The sequence below is a fragment of the Neobacillus cucumis genome (genome assembly GCF_002860255.1).
In the GTDB taxonomy this organism is placed as follows: Bacteria; Bacillota; Bacilli; order Bacillales; family Cytobacillaceae; genus Neobacillus; species Neobacillus cucumis_A.
The window spans coordinates 1-19,047 of sequence record NZ_PGVE01000037.1; the positions used below are offsets into that span (position 1 = coordinate 1).

General features: G+C 39.6%; 21 protein-coding genes and 1 pseudogene. 18 read left to right on the forward strand and 4 right to left on the reverse strand.

What is annotated here, in order from left to right:
• The first annotated feature begins 45 nt into the window (after nucleotides 1–45).
• From CVD27_RS08530 to CVD27_RS08580, 11 genes are read left to right on the forward strand one after another with little or no spacing between them, the layout of a single operon-like run.
• Nucleotides 46–1,131 carry a hypothetical protein gene (locus CVD27_RS08530; RefSeq protein ID WP_101647478.1) on the forward strand — a complete coding sequence of 362 codons (1,086 nt, stop codon included), beginning with the start codon at nucleotides 46–48 and terminating at the stop codon, nucleotides 1,129–1,131.
• On the forward strand, nucleotides 1,118–3,286 hold the full coding sequence (locus CVD27_RS08535) for a molybdopterin oxidoreductase family protein (RefSeq protein ID WP_101647479.1): 2,169 nt from the start codon (nucleotides 1,118–1,120) through the stop codon (nucleotides 3,284–3,286). Before CVD27_RS08530 ends, CVD27_RS08535 begins: the two co-directional genes overlap by 14 nt.
• Nucleotides 3,286–3,846, forward strand: coding sequence for a 4Fe-4S dicluster domain-containing protein (locus CVD27_RS08540; RefSeq protein WP_101647480.1), 561 nt, complete (start codon nucleotides 3,286–3,288; stop codon nucleotides 3,844–3,846). Before CVD27_RS08535 ends, CVD27_RS08540 begins: the two co-directional genes overlap by 1 nt.
• A gap of 11 nt (nucleotides 3,847–3,857) precedes the next feature.
• Complete coding sequence (locus CVD27_RS08545) at nucleotides 3,858–4,382, forward strand: Rieske (2Fe-2S) protein (protein ID WP_101647481.1); 525 nt, start codon at nucleotides 3,858–3,860, stop codon at nucleotides 4,380–4,382.
• Nucleotides 4,372–4,563: a hypothetical protein gene (locus CVD27_RS08550; protein WP_101647482.1), complete on the forward strand. Its 192-nt coding sequence runs from the start codon at nucleotides 4,372–4,374 to the stop codon at nucleotides 4,561–4,563. The genes CVD27_RS08545 and CVD27_RS08550 overlap by 11 nt, the downstream gene beginning before the upstream one ends.
• The gene (locus CVD27_RS08555) at nucleotides 4,556–4,867 is read left to right on the forward strand and encodes a hypothetical protein (RefSeq protein WP_101647483.1); all 312 of its coding nucleotides are present in this window, start codon (nucleotides 4,556–4,558) and stop codon (nucleotides 4,865–4,867) included. The genes CVD27_RS08550 and CVD27_RS08555 overlap by 8 nt, the downstream gene beginning before the upstream one ends.
• The gene (locus tag CVD27_RS08560) at nucleotides 4,854–5,135 is read left to right on the forward strand and encodes a hypothetical protein (protein ID WP_101647484.1); all 282 of its coding nucleotides are present in this window, start codon (nucleotides 4,854–4,856) and stop codon (nucleotides 5,133–5,135) included. The genes CVD27_RS08555 and CVD27_RS08560 overlap by 14 nt, the downstream gene beginning before the upstream one ends.
• A 50-nt stretch (nucleotides 5,136–5,185) precedes the next feature.
• Nucleotides 5,186–5,845, forward strand: coding sequence for a sensor histidine kinase (locus CVD27_RS08565; RefSeq protein ID WP_101647485.1), 660 nt, complete (start codon nucleotides 5,186–5,188; stop codon nucleotides 5,843–5,845).
• 14 nt (nucleotides 5,846–5,859) lie between these two features.
• Nucleotides 5,860–6,513 (forward strand): response regulator, encoded by a 654-nt coding sequence (locus CVD27_RS08570; protein ID WP_101647486.1) that lies wholly within the window; start codon nucleotides 5,860–5,862, stop codon nucleotides 6,511–6,513.
• A 12-nt stretch (nucleotides 6,514–6,525) separates the two neighbouring features.
• The gene (locus CVD27_RS08575) at nucleotides 6,526–6,990 is read left to right on the forward strand and encodes a GAF domain-containing protein (protein WP_101647487.1); all 465 of its coding nucleotides are present in this window, start codon (nucleotides 6,526–6,528) and stop codon (nucleotides 6,988–6,990) included.
• A gap of 6 nt (nucleotides 6,991–6,996) precedes the next feature.
• Entirely contained in the window at nucleotides 6,997–8,025 is a 1,029-nt protein-coding gene (locus CVD27_RS08580) for a PAS domain-containing sensor histidine kinase (RefSeq protein ID WP_101647488.1), read from the forward strand.
• A gap of 40 nt (nucleotides 8,026–8,065) precedes the next feature.
• Here CVD27_RS08580 and CVD27_RS27995 read toward each other — a convergent pair whose 3' ends face one another.
• The 3 genes from CVD27_RS27995 to CVD27_RS08590 all read right to left on the reverse strand — a co-directional run bounded on the left by CVD27_RS27995 (nucleotide 8,066) and on the right by CVD27_RS08590 (nucleotide 9,293).
• Complete coding sequence (locus CVD27_RS27995; protein WP_180960202.1) at nucleotides 8,066–8,224, reverse strand: hypothetical protein; 159 nt, start codon at nucleotides 8,222–8,224, stop codon at nucleotides 8,066–8,068.
• 102 nt (nucleotides 8,225–8,326) lie between these two features.
• Nucleotides 8,327–8,791, reverse strand: a complete 465-nt coding sequence (locus tag CVD27_RS08585; protein ID WP_101647489.1) for a low molecular weight protein-tyrosine-phosphatase — start codon at nucleotides 8,789–8,791, stop codon at nucleotides 8,327–8,329.
• A gap of 136 nt (nucleotides 8,792–8,927) precedes the next feature.
• The gene (locus CVD27_RS08590; RefSeq protein WP_101647490.1) at nucleotides 8,928–9,293 is read right to left on the reverse strand and encodes a DUF2294 domain-containing protein; all 366 of its coding nucleotides are present in this window, start codon (nucleotides 9,291–9,293) and stop codon (nucleotides 8,928–8,930) included.
• Nucleotides 9,294–9,469: 176 nt separating this feature from the next.
• Between CVD27_RS08590 and CVD27_RS08595 the strand changes: the two are divergent.
• The 6 genes and pseudogenes from CVD27_RS08595 to CVD27_RS08615 form a co-directional block, all read left to right on the forward strand.
• Nucleotides 9,470–10,063, forward strand: a pseudogene (locus CVD27_RS08595) (ketopantoate reductase C-terminal domain-containing protein); the annotation flags it as partial.
• Entirely contained in the window at nucleotides 10,059–10,190 is a 132-nt protein-coding gene (locus CVD27_RS28690) for a hypothetical protein (protein ID WP_257984307.1), read from the forward strand. The pseudogene CVD27_RS08595 and the gene CVD27_RS28690, both read left to right, overlap by 5 nt.
• Before the next feature lie 390 nt (nucleotides 10,191–10,580).
• Nucleotides 10,581–12,104, forward strand: a complete 1,524-nt coding sequence (locus CVD27_RS08600) for an NADH dehydrogenase subunit 5 (protein ID WP_101647491.1) — start codon at nucleotides 10,581–10,583, stop codon at nucleotides 12,102–12,104.
• Entirely contained in the window at nucleotides 12,101–14,713 is a 2,613-nt protein-coding gene (locus tag CVD27_RS08605) for a DUF2309 domain-containing protein (protein ID WP_101647492.1), read from the forward strand. Before CVD27_RS08600 ends, CVD27_RS08605 begins: the two co-directional genes overlap by 4 nt.
• A 178-nt stretch (nucleotides 14,714–14,891) precedes the next feature.
• The gene (locus CVD27_RS08610) at nucleotides 14,892–15,257 is read left to right on the forward strand and encodes a DUF2294 domain-containing protein (protein ID WP_101647493.1); all 366 of its coding nucleotides are present in this window, start codon (nucleotides 14,892–14,894) and stop codon (nucleotides 15,255–15,257) included.
• A gap of 89 nt (nucleotides 15,258–15,346) precedes the next feature.
• Nucleotides 15,347–15,841, forward strand: coding sequence for a carbonic anhydrase (locus CVD27_RS08615; protein ID WP_101647494.1), 495 nt, complete (start codon nucleotides 15,347–15,349; stop codon nucleotides 15,839–15,841).
• A 179-nt stretch (nucleotides 15,842–16,020) separates the two neighbouring features.
• On the opposite strand, the gene CVD27_RS08620 is transcribed toward CVD27_RS08615, so the two are convergent.
• Nucleotides 16,021–17,679 carry a glutamine--tRNA ligase/YqeY domain fusion protein gene (locus CVD27_RS08620; RefSeq protein WP_101647495.1) on the reverse strand — a complete coding sequence of 553 codons (1,659 nt, stop codon included), beginning with the start codon at nucleotides 17,677–17,679 and terminating at the stop codon, nucleotides 16,021–16,023.
• 223 nt (nucleotides 17,680–17,902) lie between these two features.
• Here CVD27_RS08620 and CVD27_RS08625 point away from each other — a divergent pair, with 223 nt between their 5' ends.
• Nucleotides 17,903–18,889, forward strand: coding sequence for a Gfo/Idh/MocA family protein (locus tag CVD27_RS08625; protein WP_257984300.1), 987 nt, complete (start codon nucleotides 17,903–17,905; stop codon nucleotides 18,887–18,889).
• The last annotated feature ends 158 nt before the right edge of the window (nucleotides 18,890–19,047 follow it).

Here is a 19,047-nt window from a genome sequence, read left to right on the forward strand (position 1 = left end):
TAAGAAAAACGGAAGTGTTATTTTTTTTGGAGGAGGATCAAGACAATGCAATCGACTACTTTAGCAAAAACAAAAAAAGAGGGGCGCTCCTTAAATGATGCTTTTGCTTCCCACTTTGCTAAATCTATGTTTTTAACGATCGTCGGACTTGTCATCTTAACATTTATCGGAACAAGAATGTTTACACATATCGACTTAAATCTATACGGATACATGGTCGGAACCCTCGTCTTTATTGGCGGTTTCTTCTATCGATTTATCGCATGGGGGGAAAGGCCCCCAACCAAAATTATCATCAAAAAAGGGTTAAAGCTGTTAGTTAGAAAAAACACCCCTAGGACAGCTGTGAATCACTTAGCGATTTACGATTTCATTCGCAATCGGGGAATTTACCGATGGACCCAGCATATCTTAATCGGCTGGGGCTGTCTCCTAGCTTGTGCCGTTACTTTCCCTCTTGTATTCAGCTGGATGTACTTCACGATGGAGGATAATGGATACTACACCATCGTACTATTCGGAATGAACATCATGCTTGTAAAAGCAAATGGAATCATTGCTTGGATGTCTTACAATGCTTTAAATATTGCAGCGATTATGGTTACGACAGGCGTATGTATGGCGCTGCACCGCCGCTTGAAAAATATGCAAGCAAGAGCGGAACAAAAATTCATGTATGACTTTTTACCACTTTATCTATTATTGTTTATTTCTGTTACAGGTCTTTTATTAACAGTACAAAACGTATTATTACACGGCTGGATGCAGCCGCAAATGTCACTGATCCACCAATTCTCAGTTATTGTAACGTTAATCTACCTTCCATTCGGGAAGTTAGCACATATACCTTTCCGCCCAATGAGTGTCTTTGCGAGAAACTACCGTGAACATTACGGTGAACAAGAAATGAAAAAATGTAAAGTGTGCGGAGATCATTTCGTATCCGTTGAACAATCAAACGATGTCATCAATGTACTGGGTGTCAATCACATGGAATTTAACATGGAAGATGGTTTTAATCTTGCTGAATTGTGCCTGCCATGCCGTAGAAAGTATCGTATTGCTAGATTCTCAGGATTCCCAACACACCAAGTAAAGGTCAAGGAGGCAAACCAAAATGCAAAGGGATAAGTTTTTTAAAGAAATCGAAAATGTACGTCACCCAAATGAAACGCTGGTTAAAACCCATTGCAGCTATTGCGGTATGCAGTGCGGTATGAACTTGCGTGTTGATACGAAAACAAACAAAATCATCGGAGTTGAACCCCGCTATGATTGGCCAGTTACCGTCGGAAAAATGTGTCCTAAAGGGGTTACTGCCTACCAGCAAACCAACCACAATGATCGTATATTAAAACCGTTAATCCGTGACGATGCTTCCTTAAAGGGAACGAAAGAAGGCTTCCGCGAGGCAACTTGGGATGAGGCCTATGATTTAATCGCAAAGAAATTCATTGAACTTCAAGCGGAATATGGCAAAGATACATTATCCGTATTCAGTGGTGTATCAATGACGAATGAGAAGTGCTATTTAACAGGTAAATTTGCCCGAGTAGCTCTGCAAACACGATATATCGATTATAATGGCCGATTCTGTATGTCAAGTGCGGCCGGCGGTTTCCTTCGGTCTTTCGGTGTTGACCGTGGATCGACTTTACCTTGGACAGATATTAATGAATCAGATTGTTTATTTATAGCTGGAAGCAATACAGCCGAATGTCATCCAACATCCATGTTCCGTGTATGGAATGTACAAGAAAGAGGCGGTTACTTAATTGTAGCTGACCCACGTGAAACTCCTATCGCTAGAAGAGCAGATGTTCACTTAGACTTACGACCAGGAACAGACCTTGCGCTGGCTAATGGAATTCTAAACTTATTAATCCAAAACGGTTATGCTGATGAAGAGTTTGTAAATAACCATACAAATGGTTTTGAGGAAACAAAGGAATTAGTAAAAGAATTTACACCAGAATATACTAGCGAACTAACCGGTGTTGCGGTTGAGAAGATTATTCGTGCCGCAGAAATCTACGGTAAAGCTCCAAATGCCGTTGTGATGTTCGCCCGTGGAATTGAGCAGCAGCACAAAGGTGTCGATAACGTGTCGGCCTACACAAATATGGCGCTGGTAACCGGAAAAATTGGCCGTCCAAAATCAGGCGTTGCTACATTCACTGGTCAAGGTAATGGGCAAGGCGGTCGTGAACATGGTCAGAAATCAGATTTACTTCCGGGTTACCGTAAAATAACCAACCCTAAGCATGTAGAAGAAGTCTGCAAGGTATGGGGAATCACCCCTGAAGAAATGCCGCAGCCGGGTGTTTCAGCCTATGAAATGTTTGAATTAATGGAGCAAAAAACCATTCGCGGTCTATATTTACTTTGCTCAAACCCAGCTGTATCGGCACCAAACTTAAACTTTGTACGTAAAGCGTTAAAGGGCTTAGATTTTATGGTGTGTGCCGACTTCTATCTTTCAGAGTCTGCCGAATTTGCAGATGTAGTTCTTCCAACGGTTACATGGTCAGAAGATGAAGGAACGGTTACAAACCTAGAAGGTCGTATTATTAAAATTAATAAAGCTCAAGAACCTTTGGGCGAGTCCAAGCCAGACTGGCAAATTCAAGCGGAACTTTCTGAACGTTTAGGAAGAGGTAAGTACTTCTCCCATTTAAAAACAGCTAGAGATGTGGCAGATGAATTCCGATTCGCGTCTAAGGGCGGTTATGCTGATTATTATGGGGCTACATGGGATAAAATTGACAAGCAAGACGGAGTATTCTGGCCATGTCGGGATGAAAAGGATCCTGGAACACCCCATATGTTCCTAGACAAAAAGTTCTATCATCCAGACGGGAAAGCAAAAATTTGCGCTCTGCCATACCGTCCGCCAGCAGAAGAACCGGATGAAAAATATCCATTACGTTTAACGACTGGACGCGTTGTCTTCCATTACTTATCTGGAAATCAAACTCGCCGTATTCAATTCTTGCGGGATATGTGCCCTGAGCCATATGTAGAAGTGCACCCAGAAACTGCAGCGAAATACAATATTGATCATGAAGAATATGTCCGTCTTTATACTCGTAGAGGTGAAGCGGAATATAAAGTGAAAATTACGGAGGCCATCCGGAAGGACACAGTCTTTGTGCCTTACCATTTTGGTCATGATAAATCTATTAATCTACTAACGATTGCCGCACTTGATCCGATGTCAAGGATGCCGGAATTTAAAGCTTGTGCAGCGCAGATAGAAAAACTTACAAGAAAGGCGGTTCAGTAATGAAAAAGAGATTATATTTAGAACTTGAAAACTGTATCGGGTGCCGTTCTTGTTTGGCTGCCTGTACACAATGCGGCGGGCACGAGCAGCGAAATCGAAACTATGTTTATGACGTTAACCCGCTTGTTAACCGTCAAACGATGCCTCTCATGTGCCTACACTGTGTGAATCCGGCATGTGCGAGGAGCTGTCCCGCACAGGCTATCCAAATTCATGAGACAGGAGCGGTTTTATCAGCTCTTGTTGAAAAATGCATTGGATGCCAAAACTGTACAATTGCCTGCCCTTATGGAATACCTAAGTTTGATACCGAGCAGAATTTAATGTATAAGTGTGATTTGTGTATCGACCGTTCAAAGGATGGAATTCCACCTATGTGTGCGAGTGTTTGTCCTTCCAATACATTACAATGGCTTACAGATGAGGAAATTGAGGCAAAGCAAAGGCAATTTAACCTTGATAATGGTAAATGGGTAACAAGTATGCCGTACTTAGAAGGCGAAACAAATGTTAAAGTGAATCTTCCTGGTATCCTTCAGGGCGTCACTAAATTGTTTTAGGGGGGATTAACATGACAGGTAAAAATAATAAAATCCCGTTCAATGAAGATAACTATACACACAATATTAATAGAAATAATGAAAGAAAGCTGGACCGCCGTGGTTTTATGAAAACATTGGTAGGGGCTGCGGGCGTATTTGCTGTATCCTCCCTTCCATGGGGGGCCATAGCGGCAAAGGAATTAACAGGTCTGAGTGACAAAAAGTATCCAAAACACAAAATTACTGACGTTAGTGCACTTCCAGTGGGAGATGCTGTTGATTTTGCTTTCCCTGGTGAACACGACAGCGCCATTTTAATCAGGCTGTCTGAAAATAAATACGTGGCTTATCAAAATGCGTGTACACATTTGCGCTGTCCTGTTTTTTGGAAAAAGGACGATGGTGAGATGCTATGTCCATGTCATCACGGTAAATTTGATGTCAAAACAGGTGAGCCAATTGCCGGACCGCCAAGACGCCCACTTCCTGAAATATATGTCAAAGTAGAAAACGGTGCGGTTTATGCCGTGGGGGTGAAACGTTATGAAGCGTAGTTATGTACCTGTTGGACTCCTTTTAGCTGTACTTATGCTAAATATTATTTTTACACAATGGATGGTTCATCAATACTTCTATCAACATTATACGAACACCATCATTGCTGCTGTCATCAACGTCGTTTTGTTTCCGGCTGCCTTTCTTATTTATAAGAGAGGTGTGAATATCCATGACTAGTGAAACTTATATTGATTTTTGTTTCGTAAGACCAGCATCAGGCGGTTTTGCAAATGAAATTGATGAATTATTAAAACAAACCTTTGCGAAGAAGCGATTAAATTGGTTTTTGGAAGAAAAAACAAGCGAAGGCATTGAAATCGTCGTGGCGGAGATTAAAGGGATGAGCAATTGGGATTCAGAAGAAGAGACCATCCAATTTATTGAGGAACATGCTGCAGAGGCATTTTGGGAGTATCTGCAAGGCTATAAAATGTTCATCTATCCTGTTCTGAGAGGATGTAATAGCTGTGGAACTCATTAATATAGAAGATGTAAAAAGGTTTACAGGGCTCCCCGTTGAAATTTTCATTCAGGACGAACAGGGAGGCGACAGGGGCGCTAGTGTAAAGAAGACTATCAAAAAAGTTCAGTATTGTCCTGATAAAACGCACATTCGTTTTTATATTGATGATTTCTATTTCTTTGCGGTTCCGGCCAAAAGTAAAGTCAACTGGTCAGATGAAGTCTGGTCTGCTTTTGATGCGGACAGTGGATTAACTTATAATGTAAAAAAGGTTCAGGTCTTTTAACAAGAACCTGGCTTTTTTAATTGTTAAACAGAGGAAAGGGGGGAACCTTAATGGATGTACTACAGTCAAAGCAAAAGATCAATTCTTACATTATTGATTCACAGGAAGAAGAGATTAAACGGATTGCCCAAGAACTGCATGAAGGTGTTGGTCAAAATTTATATAGTATTTTAACAGGATTGCAGTTTGTGGAATCTGGGTTAACTGAGCAGAATATGAAAAGTTATGTGCGTGAAATGTCGCAGTTAATTGAAAAGACCATTCAGGAGATACGATTACTATCTGTAGAATTGCATCCGCCAACCTTAACCACCTTTGGGCTCCTTCCGGCAATGAAAAGTTATCTTAAGTTATATACTTCTACCTTTGGAATATTGGTGGACTTAGAATCAGTTGGTAAAGAGACCTCCCTGCCAGAGCGCGCAAATATTGCTGTTTTTCGTGTTTGCCAGGAAGCACTGGCAAATATTGCGAAATATGCAGACACATCGAAAACAAATATGATATTCCTTTGGACAGAAACAGAATTAAAGATTACCATTCATGATTTTGGTAAAGGATTTCACCTAGAAGAACATGACCACCCTCATCTTTCATCAGGACTTGCGGTAATGAAAGAAAGGATGCATCTAACTGGCGGTAAGTGCAGGATATCTTCTAAAATAGGAGAAGGGACATCTATTGAATTATCGTTACCCTTATTGAAATAAAGGAGATTTTATCATTGATAAAAATTCTGTTAGTTGATGATCATGCAGTAGTCAGAAGCGGGTTAAAGATGTTGTTGAATACCAATCCTGAAATGGAAGTTATAGGCGAAGCGTCGGAAGGAAACGAAGGCATAAAAAAGGCCTTGAAAATGAAACCAGATGTTGTCGTGATGGATTTAAGCATGCCCCATGGAAAAGACGGTCTTTCAGCAACCACAGAGTTAAAAAAACTCATGCCTACCGTTAATATATTGATATTAACTATGCATGATGATGAGGAGTACCTCTTCCGTGCGATTGAAGGCGGTGCTTCAGGTTGTATTTTAAAAAGTGCACCACATGCCGAGTTAATGTCTGCCATTGAATCGGTGGCAAATGGGGATGCGTACCTCCACCCAGCAGCACAGAAACGTTTAATGGAAGAATACTTATCGGGTGTCAAGCAGGATAGTAATGATACTTACCATCTGTTATCTGACCGTGAACAAGAAGTGCTTACTCTTATTGCAAAGGGTTACTCAAACAAGGAAATAGCTGAGCAGTTAGTCATTAGTGTAAAAACCGTGGAGACCCACAAAGGTAAAGTAATGGAGAAACTGCAGATGAAGACCCGGCCAGAGCTTGTGGAGTACGCAGTGAAAAAAGGGCTCTTAGGTTATGGGATATAAGGGGAGCCTGGGATGATGGAGATCAATGACTTGCCAGAGGTTATAAAAGTTTGTGATCAATTAAAGGAACAGGCTTCTTGTGATTTTGTTGGTCTCGCCATTCAAAATCGAGTGGGGCCGGATGTAAGGTGGCATTATGCGGTTGGTAATTTAAATGATAAATATAAATTAATTACCGTTCGTTTTGGAAAAGGAATAGCTGGAAAAGTCATCTCAACGGGAGTCCCAATGAAAATGGCTAATTTCCCTCATCAAGCAACAGGAAAAGTGACAGATTATCCAATCGCTCTTGCCGAAAAGCTGAATACTTGTTATGCCGTTCCTATATTTTTTAATGGTGCACCAAAAGGTGTATTACTGGCGGGTAACCGTGATTCTAGCGTTTTCAGCGAAACGGAGCAAGAATGGGTTAAAGAATCAGCTGAAGCTTTGGAACAAATATTAAAGGATTACATGGATTTTAGATCAGGGGGTTAAAGTATCATGGATATAAAGCAAACGAGAAATGAACTGATGGATTATAAGTTTGCCCTTGATGAATCTTCCATTGTCGCTATAACTGATTCGAGTGGTACGATTACATATGTGAATGACCAGTTTTGCTATATCTCGAAATACTCACGGGAAGAGCTCATTGGTAATGACCATCGAATTGTGAATTCAGGTTATCATTCCAGGGATTTTTTCAAAGAAATGTGGAGAACTATCGGAGGTGGGAAGGTCTGGAAGGGCGAGATTCTAAATAAAGCCAAAGATGGGACCTATTATTGGGTTGATACAACCATTGTTCCGTTTTTAAATGAAAAAGGAAAGCCCTATCAATATGTAGCCATTCGTTATGAAATTACCGAAAGAAAGCGTGTCGAAGAGGAGCTTCAAAAAATGATGAGCTCCATTATTGATGTTCAGGAAGAAGAACGGAAACGTTTGTCACGTAATCTACATGATGGGATTGGCCAAAATCTTTATAGTCATTTAATTACGATTAATCGATTAATGTCTGAACTTGATCATCCATTATTGTTGCAGATGCAGGAGGAAGCTGCGCAATTGATTGAAGAGATAAGGGAAATCTCGTGGGAACTGCGTCCATCTGTTCTTGATGATCTTGGTCTAGTCCCAGCCATCCGATCTTTTCTATCGCGTTATTCCGACCATTACAATATAGATGTCTTTTTTGATTGTGTATTAAACCAGCGTTTATCGATTAGTATTGAATTGACCATCTATCGTATTATTCAAGAAGCATTAACCAATATACGGAAATATGCGGAAGTTTCCGAAGCATCAGTTACGATAAGAGAAATGGATGATCTAGTTAGGGTCATGGTAGAAGATAAGGGAGTAGGGTTTGATGTAGAGAAGCAGACCCTTGGAGTAGGTTTGTTTAGTATGGATGAACGGGCTCGATCTGTTGGTGGTGAGTTCTCTATTATCGCTTTACCCGGAAAAGGAACAAAGGTAATTTTAGAAATACCCATATCCAATAAAAATGAACCAGGTCTTAAGTAAACTGCCTGGTTCTATCTTCTTGCACTACTATTTTTTTTTATTAATCGCGCATGGCTCCTGCCTCTCGGGAAGTTATTGCACCTTGTCCTGCGCTTATATCTTTTTGAATTTCTTGTTTTACTTTTTGTGCATTTGTTCCGGCAAATTCTGGATTCATAATAGAATTTAAATTCTCTTTAGGCTGCTGATCCTTTTGCATTCTAGTCCTCCTCAATTCAATTTATGGATTAACAATCATATTATTTACAAAACCGCACTCAATATATCCCGAAGATTTGAGCCCTATCTATGGACAATCTTGTTATAAGTTTTGCTCTTTGCGTATTTTATTGAGTAATGCCCTGCACCCTGCTGAAACAAGACGATAGGTTTCATCAAAATCACCTGTAAAAAATGGATCGGGGATATCTTTCCTGTATTTGGTCAGGTCGAGTAGCCTAATGACCTTTGGATGATTAGGCTTGCCTGTTATTCTGTAAATATTTTTTACGTTGTTTTTGTCCATACCAATAATATAGTCGAATCTCCAAAAGTCTTCTTTTCTTAGTTTGCGTCCAATAAGCCCATCTGAAGAGATTTTATATTTCTTTAGAATTTCAAGAGTTCCTGCGTGCGGAGGGAAGCCAATTTGCCAAGAACTGGTTGCAGCGGAATCAACTGCGATTTTATTTGTCAATTTTTCCTTTTTGACTAAGTGTCGAAACAAAGCTTCGGCCATCGGTGAACGGCAAATATTCCCCAGGCATATAAATAAAACGTTGATCATACACTTTTCCCCTTTTAAATTATCTAATAAAATATGTAGCAGAACCAAATTGTGGAACGGCGCTAGTGCTAAAAGCCATTCATCTAAACAATATGCAGAAAAAACGATATGTGCAAAAATTTCCAAGGTATCCCTTTTATGCTAATTTGTTTTCTAAATCACTTGAAAGTTTAAAGATCATTACTCGTTCTCCCGTAGTTGTACTAATATCTGTGTGAAAACTCACTACCTCTTGCTTTGTTATTGTTAAGATAATTTCCTTTAAGTCTTCCTGGCCTGATTCTACCAAACTATTTCGGTTCCTTTTTACAGATAACTTTCCCTCTTTATTGCTGCATAGTGAATATTCAGCAGGAGTTAGTATACGATGTAACGTAACAATCACCATGTCTTGTAAGATATCTGATTTAACAGATATTGACCCACGTCCAAGATAGCTTTTTTCCCAATGAGTTAAAGCTTTACTTATTTCGGCTTCAAGCATTCCTTTTGACTTGTCCAAAATGATTCCCCTCTCTATGAAAAGTTACATATATATAGTCTAACAAACATTCTTGCTTTGCAATCCTGAAAGGGGATTAGAGCTGTGTCACGGAAAAACCATTTTTATTACAGCAGTGTGAATGCACATCCCTTATACTAGATTTATAAGAGTTTTCTAGTAGGGAGGGGTATACGATGAGAGTACTGGTAGTTGGTGCAGGTGCAGTCGGTGGATATTTTGGTGGCCGTTTAGCCGAAAAGGAGCTCGATGTTACCTTTCTAGAAAGAGAAGGGCGGAAAATAAGTCCAAACATGATATTGTATTTGGCGAATTATGCGGGGAAAGATCTGAAAGAATTATAAGAATTGAGGATGCCTTTAGCGGATCAAACACCGACTATCGGTTAAGTGAAAAAATTGTTCAAGATCTTTGGGAGAAATATTTATTTATTACAACATTGTCAGGAATCACAACATTATTGAGGGCGCCAATCGGCCCAATTCGTGAGAGCCGCAGCGGGAGAGCGACGATCAGCAAATTATTAAATGAAATTGTTTCTGTGATGAAACGGCTAGATGCTCCGCTGCCCAATGATATTGAACAGCGAATTTTAAGCCAATTTGATGGATTAGGATACATGATGAAGGCTTCCATGCAGCGCGATATGGAAAAATCACTTCCGATTGAAGCTGATCATTTGCAAGGATACCTCCTAGAGACCGCCCGTAAAAGGGACATTTCCAGTTCCAGTTTTAGAAGCGGTTTATGCGAATCTGATAGTTTATGAAAAACATTATAAAAGAACCGATGAAAGAGGCACTATCACCGTCGACAATAATTGCGAAAAAAATTTGGTATGAAAGATATAGCGAATTGCTCGAAGACCCAGTAAGTTTGTACCAAATTTCAACTTGACATAATGTTTCTCTAATAGTAAAATTTTTTTCATAAATAAATTGATTAAATGTTTTCCTGATGAAATAGATTACTTTAGCATAAGGTTTAACTATGTATTGATTTTATGAAAAAGTAAATCTCTAACAAAGAGGTAATCTGTAAATCTACCTCCTTAGGAATGAAAATCATATTACATAATAGGTAGACTATTAAAAGGCCCGAATGGCCCGTTAAAAGTAAACCGACAATTTTCAAAGTTTAATGGTTTTGACCATTATCCTTAAAAATTGTCGGTTTTTTTGTTTTTTTAAAATTAAACAGAAAGGAATGTAGTGTAATGAGGAAAATCGGTCAAAGTCTGATATTTAGAATGTTGGTTTATTCTGTCCATCGAGGGAGGGGAGAAAAATGTTAAATTCCCTGCCAGAAATATTTTTTATATTGCTTACGATATCGGTGCTCAGTGGACTGTTCCTGTTATATCCAAGGGTTCCACTGTCTTTTGTTCGGATTCATATCGGTATCACATTGCTGCCTCCAGCCGCTGCCCTACTAGCCCTTGTTGCGACCAAAGGGACCATGATTTACGGCCCCTGGCGACTTGATGCCCTATCATGGATGCTGGTATTGTTTGTCCTTACCATCGGTTTTATCGTGCAGCGCTATTCTTTTCGTTACTTTTTGGGTGATCGTTCCTATCGGAAATATTTTGCCTTACTGACCATTACTACTACTGCTGATTCAGTTGTCTGGCTTAGTAATGATCTTCGCCTGTTGCTGATTAGCTGGGGGGCTACACTCCTGGGGCTAATATTGCTGATAGGATTAAATAAAGAGTGGAGTGTTGCTAGAAACGCAGCTAAACAATCAGGACGTCTGTTTGCAATAGGCTGGCTTATCCTGTTGGGAGCTGTCATCTGGGTAACCCAAGCTACCGGGCATTGGCAGTTGTCAATTGTCCTCACCAAAAGCAGTCTTACACATCTTGATTTATGGGAAAGAACTTGTATTAGCTTGATGCTAATCTTGACTGTCGTAATTCCTTCAGCACAATGGCCCTTCCAACGCTGGCTATTGCATTCAGTAGTAACTCCAACGCCTGTATCTGCGGTAATGCATGCTGGATTAGTGAATGCAGGCGGAATTATCTTGACTAGGTTCTCACCGCTTTTTAGTGGAGATATTGCCCAAATCGTTTTACTTGTATTGTCTAGTATTTCAGTAATGATAGGTACCGGAATTATGCTGGTCCAGGTTGATTATAAACGGCAGTTGGTTGGGTCTACAATTTCGCAGATGGGGTTCATGTTAATCCAATGTGCATTAGGTGCTTTTTTGGCAGCCATTATCCACGCTGTCCTACATGGTCTATTTAAGTCAACTCTTTTCTTACAGGCTGGCTCTGTGCTTCATCATCAAAAGGAGTCAACATCTGGTTCGAACCAGCCATCGTCATTATTATGGACAATCACAGGCGGGATTTTAGGTCTTCTGACGGCACTTGGTCTTTGGATATCTTCTGCTGGTGAGATTTATCAATTAATAAGCGCTCTTACCTTAGGGTGGTCAATTTCATTAGCCTGGACCCAGCTTGTTGCTTTTGGATCTGGACATATCGCGCGGATTGCAGGATGTACTTTATTTGTAATAGCTGCAATTGTATATAATTTCATACATGAAGTTTTTAAGGGTGTATTACAAAATTCAATCCCGAAGGGAATTCAACCATCAGAACCGGCAGCCATTTTACTTCTGATTTTTTTATTGACTGGTAGTGCTGCAGGTGTATGGCTTGCTCGTCATCGTTCATCAGCTGCCTATGCTGTTATTTATCTTTGGCTAGTACGATTGGGTGAGCCTCAAAATAATTTGGTCGAAAGTCATCCTAAGTATTTGACACAATCATTCTTTAGAGGAGGTCATTTACGATGAATTCAACATTAGCAGAAACATTACATTGGGAAAAGTCTCCTGATAGTCTTGATTTTAATCTTAATGACCTGGTAAAATCCGCAAGCAGCGTTATTGCACCGCTCGGGCCTCTTAACACATTTGCAGCACGTAACCCCTGGGCAGGCTTGGAGGGACAAACGTTTGAAAAGACGGCTCACTGGCTCAAAGATACTTGTGATATAGATATCTTTCCTAGTGACTCCGTTTTTCAGTCTGCGTGGGAACGGGGCAAGATTCATCGGGATTTTTTAGAAAATGGACTTCAACATTGGCTAAACACACAATCTTTGGAGTTGCCGCATGAGGTCGCAGAGCGGTTTTGCCGAGCTGCACTCTTTCAAAATCAACTATCTTCCAGCACTTTCGAAGAACCTGAATTAAAAAGCATGGCAAAAAAACTAAATCACTTTACATTACAAATGACCAAAAAACATACAATCAAAACATATAGCCAGCGCTTGGAACAGTTGAGAAGGGTAAATGCAGCTCACGATCTTAACTGCGATATTATTAAGTGGTGTAAATTGTTTCTTGATGAGTCCCAAGCTGTCTGGTCCATGCCAAATCGTGAAGAGGGTTTCTATCGTGCGTGGCGGAAATTAGTTCAGTACGACCCGACACTTAGCCGTAAGGTACGTAAAGAGCTAAGTGATTTGCCAGAAGAAGCTGATGCAGCCTTAATGGAAGTTTTACTTGCACTCGACATTAGACATTCAGAAATTCAGGACTATTTTGAAGCGCATTTGCTTGCTTTACCGGGTTGGAGTGGCATGATGCTTTGGCGTTCGCAGCAATCAAGCGAAGAAAGTTCGCTGCTGCTTGACTATTTAGCTGTCCGAATTTCGATGGAATGGGCTTTAATTAAACCCTTTCTTCCCTTGCCTGAAAAAAGAAATAATAAAATACATTTAGAACCATTGATTAAAGCCTGGGCGGAATGGGGGAACCTGCCAATCAATGGCTGGTCAAAGTTATCATCCACAGAAATAAAGGCATATTTGACCCTTGCATATCGTTTTGATAAGATTCTACGCAATCGACTTTGGCTTGAAGCATGGGAAAAAACATATGAAGACCAATTAGAGAAGATGCTTACATCCCAATGGCCGGCAGAGAAGGAAGAAAACATAAAGCCGGCACTGGCTCAGTTTGTATTTTGCATTGATGTTCGTTCAGAGTCTTTTCGCAGCAAACTTGAAAGAGGAGGAGATTTTAAGACTTTTGGAACAGCAGGCTTTTTCGGACTACCAATTGAAACCTGCGAGCTTGGCAGTAACCACACGCATAACTCTTTGCCTGTAATGTATAAACCGCAATACAAAATAAAAGAGTTTTCACTGGAGTCTGAATTCTATCAACAACGGCATCATGTCGTCAGTTCAATAAGTTATACATTTAATACGATGAAACATCATCTGATTTCCAGTATGGTATTGCCGGAAATTAGCGGTCCTTGGCTCAGCCTGCAAACGCTGGCTCGCAGTTTTGTACCTCGGAGTGCAGGCAGGACATTAAGGGAATTGCAAGAAAGATGGCTGCGTAAACCATCCACGGAACTCTCGCTTGACCAAATGCGAACATCGGAAACAGTTCTGCCAATTGGCTTTTCGGTGAAAGAAAAAGTACACTATGTACGGCAGGCTCTAATAATGATGGGACTCACCGATCATTTTGCTCCACTAGTGGTTATTTGTGGGCATGGAAGTCACAGCACGAACAATCCATATAGTTCCTCACTCGACTGCGGAGCATGTGGAGGAGCATCAAGCGGATTCAATGCAAGAGTGCTGGCAACAATGTGTAATCTGGAAACCGTAAGGAAGAGCCTTGAAACAGAGGGAATAATCATTCCGAAAAATACAGTTTTTGCAGCTGCTGAGCATATTACCACACTTGATGAATTGCGTTGGATTTACGTTCCAGAACTATCAGATGAAGCTAAGGAAGCTTTTAATCGTGTCCAAGCCGAGTTGCCAAAGGTGAGTGAGGAAGCCAATGCCGATCGGATTCCGCTATTGACAAATCTCGGAACCTATTGTAAAAATCCGAAGGCTGAGGCACAGCGGCTTTCTGAAGATTGGAGTGAGGTACGTCCGGAATGGGGCTTGGCGCGCAACGCTGCGTTTATCATCGGGGAACGCCGGCTGACCAAAGGATGCAATCTGGGTGGAAGAGTTTTCCTCAATAATTATAACTGGAAGAAGGATAAAAACGGTGATATTCTCGCAAACATTATTTCTGGTCCGGCAACGGTAGCTCAATGGATTAACCTTCAATATTATGCATCTACAGTTGCCCCTCACTATTATGGAAGTGGGAATAAAACAACCCAAACCGTGACAGCTGGTCTAGGGGTCATGCAGGGAAACGCCAGTGACTTACTATCCGGACTTCCCTGGCAGTCTGTAATGAAATCAGATGAAGAGCCATATCATGAGCCACTACGTTTGCTGGTGGTCATCCAAGCACCGAGGGAATATGTAAAACGGATGCTGTACCACGATCATTCCTTTCAGCAAAAAGTGAAAAACGGATGGATTCGGCTTGCATCCATTGACCCGGAAGGACAATGGGAAAGTTGGTCTTAACAATTCCCGGTTTTATATAAATATACTTGTGTGGGCTGCTTTTTTCGGCTCCTTATAGCAAAAGGCAGCTAACTTTCCGAAAGAAAGTGTAATTTAGAAAAAAAGATTGTTTTTAGAATATTATAGGCAATGTTTGGCTATCCATGAATGTAACTTTGAATAAAGGAAAGGAATTGGTATGGAGAAATCAAAAGGAATGCTTGAAGCTGAAATAAGTAAAGCCTTAACACATTGGGAGAAAAATTATCTTGGACGGGGCTCCGTATCAGTTAAATCAGATATCTTACGGGATATGGTGATTGTGATTCTTGGCGCTATATTAACTCCTGCAGAATATGAAGTATGTCAGGATAAAGAAGGATTGTTATCAGTAAAAGAATATCGCAACAGTTTAGTGGAATCCGGTCTGGGTGATATAAAGGAAATCATCTTAACGATAACAGGGGAAGAAGTAATTAGCTTTCACACCGATATTAGTACGCAAACTGGAGAACGAGCAATGATCTTTAAGCTTTCTAGCAATCTGCAAAGCAAATTAAGTTAGTAATAAGAAAAAAATTTGAACACTTTTTCTAAAGGGAAGTATCAGAAACTTATTTAGAGTAGAATACAAATATTAATGGGGTGAATATGATGTCTAAAGATGAAAAGAAAAAAGTACTATATGTGATTGGTATGGACCATAAATTAGAACGTTTTATAAAAGAAGAAGCCAAAGTCAACCCGGAAAATATGATTATCTTGCAAAGATATCAACCAGTCATTCCACACCCCTTCGATGAATTAATGAGGGACATCATCATTGCGGTCTTTCAGGAAAATGTAGAAGAAATCGTTGTGGCCTTCACAGATGATTATCAAAAAGATACTGAGGATATGCTGATCAAAATTAATAAAAACAAAGAATTAAATGAGAAGATTCAAACACTGGATTACCTTTTTAAAAATACCAAGCCGGAATTTCCTAAGGGTACGGTGAGTGATTGGTTACAGGGGGGCAAAACTTTAATGGATAGTGTCAAAAAAACAGTCCACATCATTCGCCATCATCCACTGCTTCCGTCACATTTAAAGGTCAAGGTATTATTTATTGAACAGCAGAATGAAAAGCTATCAAAAATTGTATAAGAAATTATTTACCTAATATAGTAAAATGGGAAAAGATTTAAGGAGACGTACGAAAGTTAGGATACATACGATTCAGTAACGGAAACTTATGCTCAATAGGCCGATTAAATAGTAAAATGCTCAGAGTTTTTATGCTCTGAGCATTTTTTATCCTGATTATTGTGTTTTCGCACCAAATGTTATATTTTAAACGAACTTTTTAATGAAACAATTCGGTTAAAGACAAGCTTATCAACTGTGGTATCCTTTGGATCGACGTTGAAATAGCCGTGGCGGAAGAACTGAAATTTATCCTGTGGTCGGCTTTCCCTCATGTTTGGCTCGACAAAGCCTTGCAGTACTTCTAATGATTTTGGATTTACATGATCAAGGAAAGACGTTTTTTCTTCCTCGCTGTTTACTTCAGAAGTTTCCAAAATAAGCGGCTCATATAAGCGGAATTCAGCTGGAACAGCATGGGTAGCTTCCACCCAATGAATGGTTCCTTTGACTTTTCTTCCTGTAAAGCCCGTTCCACTCTTAGTTTCTGGATCATAGGTACAGCGAAGTTCGACAACCTCACCATTTGCATCCTTTACAACTTCTTCACATTTAATGAAGTAAGCATGTTTTAAACGAACCTCATTGCCAGGGAATAAGCGGAAATATTTCTTTGGCGGATTCTCCATGAAATCATCTTTTTCAATATAAATTTCACGAGAAAAAGGAATCTTTCTCATCCCCATATCTGGATTCTCTGGATTGATTTCTGCATCTAATAATTCAATTTGGCCTTCTGGATAGTTGGTAATGACCACTTTTAACGGGTTTATAATCCCCATTGTCCGAGGTACCTTTAATTTTAAGTCTTCACGGACATAATGCTCAAGCATTTGTGAATCAACTGCACCAGAACCTTTGTGAACACCTGTTTCTTTAACAAAGGCACGAATGGATTCCGGTGTAAAACCTTTTCTTCTCATACCGGAAATGGTCGGCATACGCGGGTCATCCCAGCCATCAACAAAGCCTTCTTCCACTAGCTGCTTAAGTTTCCGCTTACTCATTACAGTGTTGGTCACATTCAAACGGCCGAATTCAATTTGCTGTGGTGTGCTCTTCATTTCACATTTTTCAACAACCCAATTATATAATGGACGTTGATCTTCAAATTCAATGGTACAAATGGAATGGGTTACCCCTTCAATGGCATCCTCAAGCGGATGTGCAAAAGCGTACATTGGGTAAATACACCATTTATCACCAGTATTATGATGTGTTGCATGGGCAATTCGATAAATAACGGGATCGCGTAGATTGATATTCGGTGAACTCATATCAATTTTTGCTCGGAGTACCTTTTCACCATTACCAAATTCACCCGCACGCATCCGTTTAAATAGGTCAAGATTTTCTTCCACAGAACGGTCACGGAAAGGACTATTTTTCCCCGGCTCTGTTAAGGTGCCTCGGTATTCACGTATTTCATCTGCTGACAGGTCATCCACATAAGCAAGTCCTTTTTCAATTAATAAAACTGCTCGGTTGTACATTTCCTCAAAATAATCGGAAGCAAAATATAAGTTATCCCATTCAAATCCCAGCCATTTTACATCTTCCTTAATGGAGTTTACAAACTCGATATCTTCCTTTAATGGGTTGGTATCATCAAAACGTAAGTTGGTTTGTCCATTAAAATCATCAGCTAAACCGAAGTTAATGATAATGGATTTAGCATGTCCAATATGTAAATAGCCGTTTGGCTCTGGTGGGAATCGTGTCACGATCTTTTGGTGTTTACCTGATTCCAAATCTTTTATCATAATATCTTTTATGAAATTGGATGTTTGATTTTCCACCTTTTCAACCTCTTTCTTCAGTGTCCTCCGGCCCTAAGTCAAAGCCCTGAACTTTTCTTAATATCTATTACATATAACATAAATTCTAATATTTTTCCATTGTTCCCAACAAATCATATTCAAAACAGAAAGATTATGAAAAAATATTAGTTTATATTGGTAAGCAAGTTGTAAAAAGGATAAAATGGTATCTTGAAGAAATTAAAAGGAAGAGGTAACTAAAATGATAAAGTTTGCTACAGTAGGTACCGGGTGGATTACTGAATCTTTTATTCAAGCAGCAAGTCTTAGTGAACAATTCCAATTAGTTGGGGTGTACTCACGGACTGAAGATAAAGCGAAACAACTCGCTAACCAATATAACGCCTCTCATTTTTATACTGATGTCGATGAAATGGCTAAAAGTGAAGAGATTGAGGCTGTATACATTGCATCGCCAAATTCTCTTCATTTTGAGCAGGCTCTTACATTTTTGAAAAATAAAAAGCATGTAATCTGTGAAAAACCGATTTTCTCAAATACGGTTGAATTAGAAAAAGCCTACGAGACGGCTGAAGAAAATGGTGTTTATTTATTTGAAGCCATCCGAAATATCCATACGCCAAATTTTAAAATACTTAAGGAAAAACTGCCTATGGCAGGCCAGCTAAGAAGTGCGGTACTTCCATATATGAAGTACTCCTCCCGTTATGATTTGTTTTTAAAAGGTGAGGAGCCAAATATTTTTTCGAGCGTATATTCTGGCGGGGCACTTGTAGATTTAGGGGTTTATCCATTATATTTAGCGGTCTGCTTGTTCGGGGAACCTAAGAAGGTTTCTTACCACCCTGTTGTTTTGAGAAGCGGTGTGGATGGCAGTGGAACATTATTATTAGATTATGAAGGATTTGTTTGTACTGTCCTTTGTTCTAAAATAGTAGATTCCATTATTCCTTGTGAGATACATGGGGAGAAGGGGACATTTGTTCTTGAGGATGCTGCACCAATCTCAGAAATTAAGTATCTTGATACACATACAAAGGAAATTCAAATCTTAAGTGTGAATCAAGAAGAACAAAACATGGTTTACGAATGTATCAATATCGCAGGCATAATCGAAACCAATAATAATCAAGAATATGAGCAATTAAAGGATTGGAGTAAAATCGTTCTCAAAATTACAGAGGAAGCAAGGAAGCAAAATCAAATCGTATTTAATGCAGACAAATAAAAATACCAGCGGGTTCGGTCGAATCTGCTGGTATTTTTTTAATTTGAAAATTACTTTATATTATTTGGATGCTAAATAAGTACTTGACAGATTTAAGAATGGTTATGTGAAATTTTTTTGAAATGAAATCTGCCGATGATTAATATCACTTACCAGTT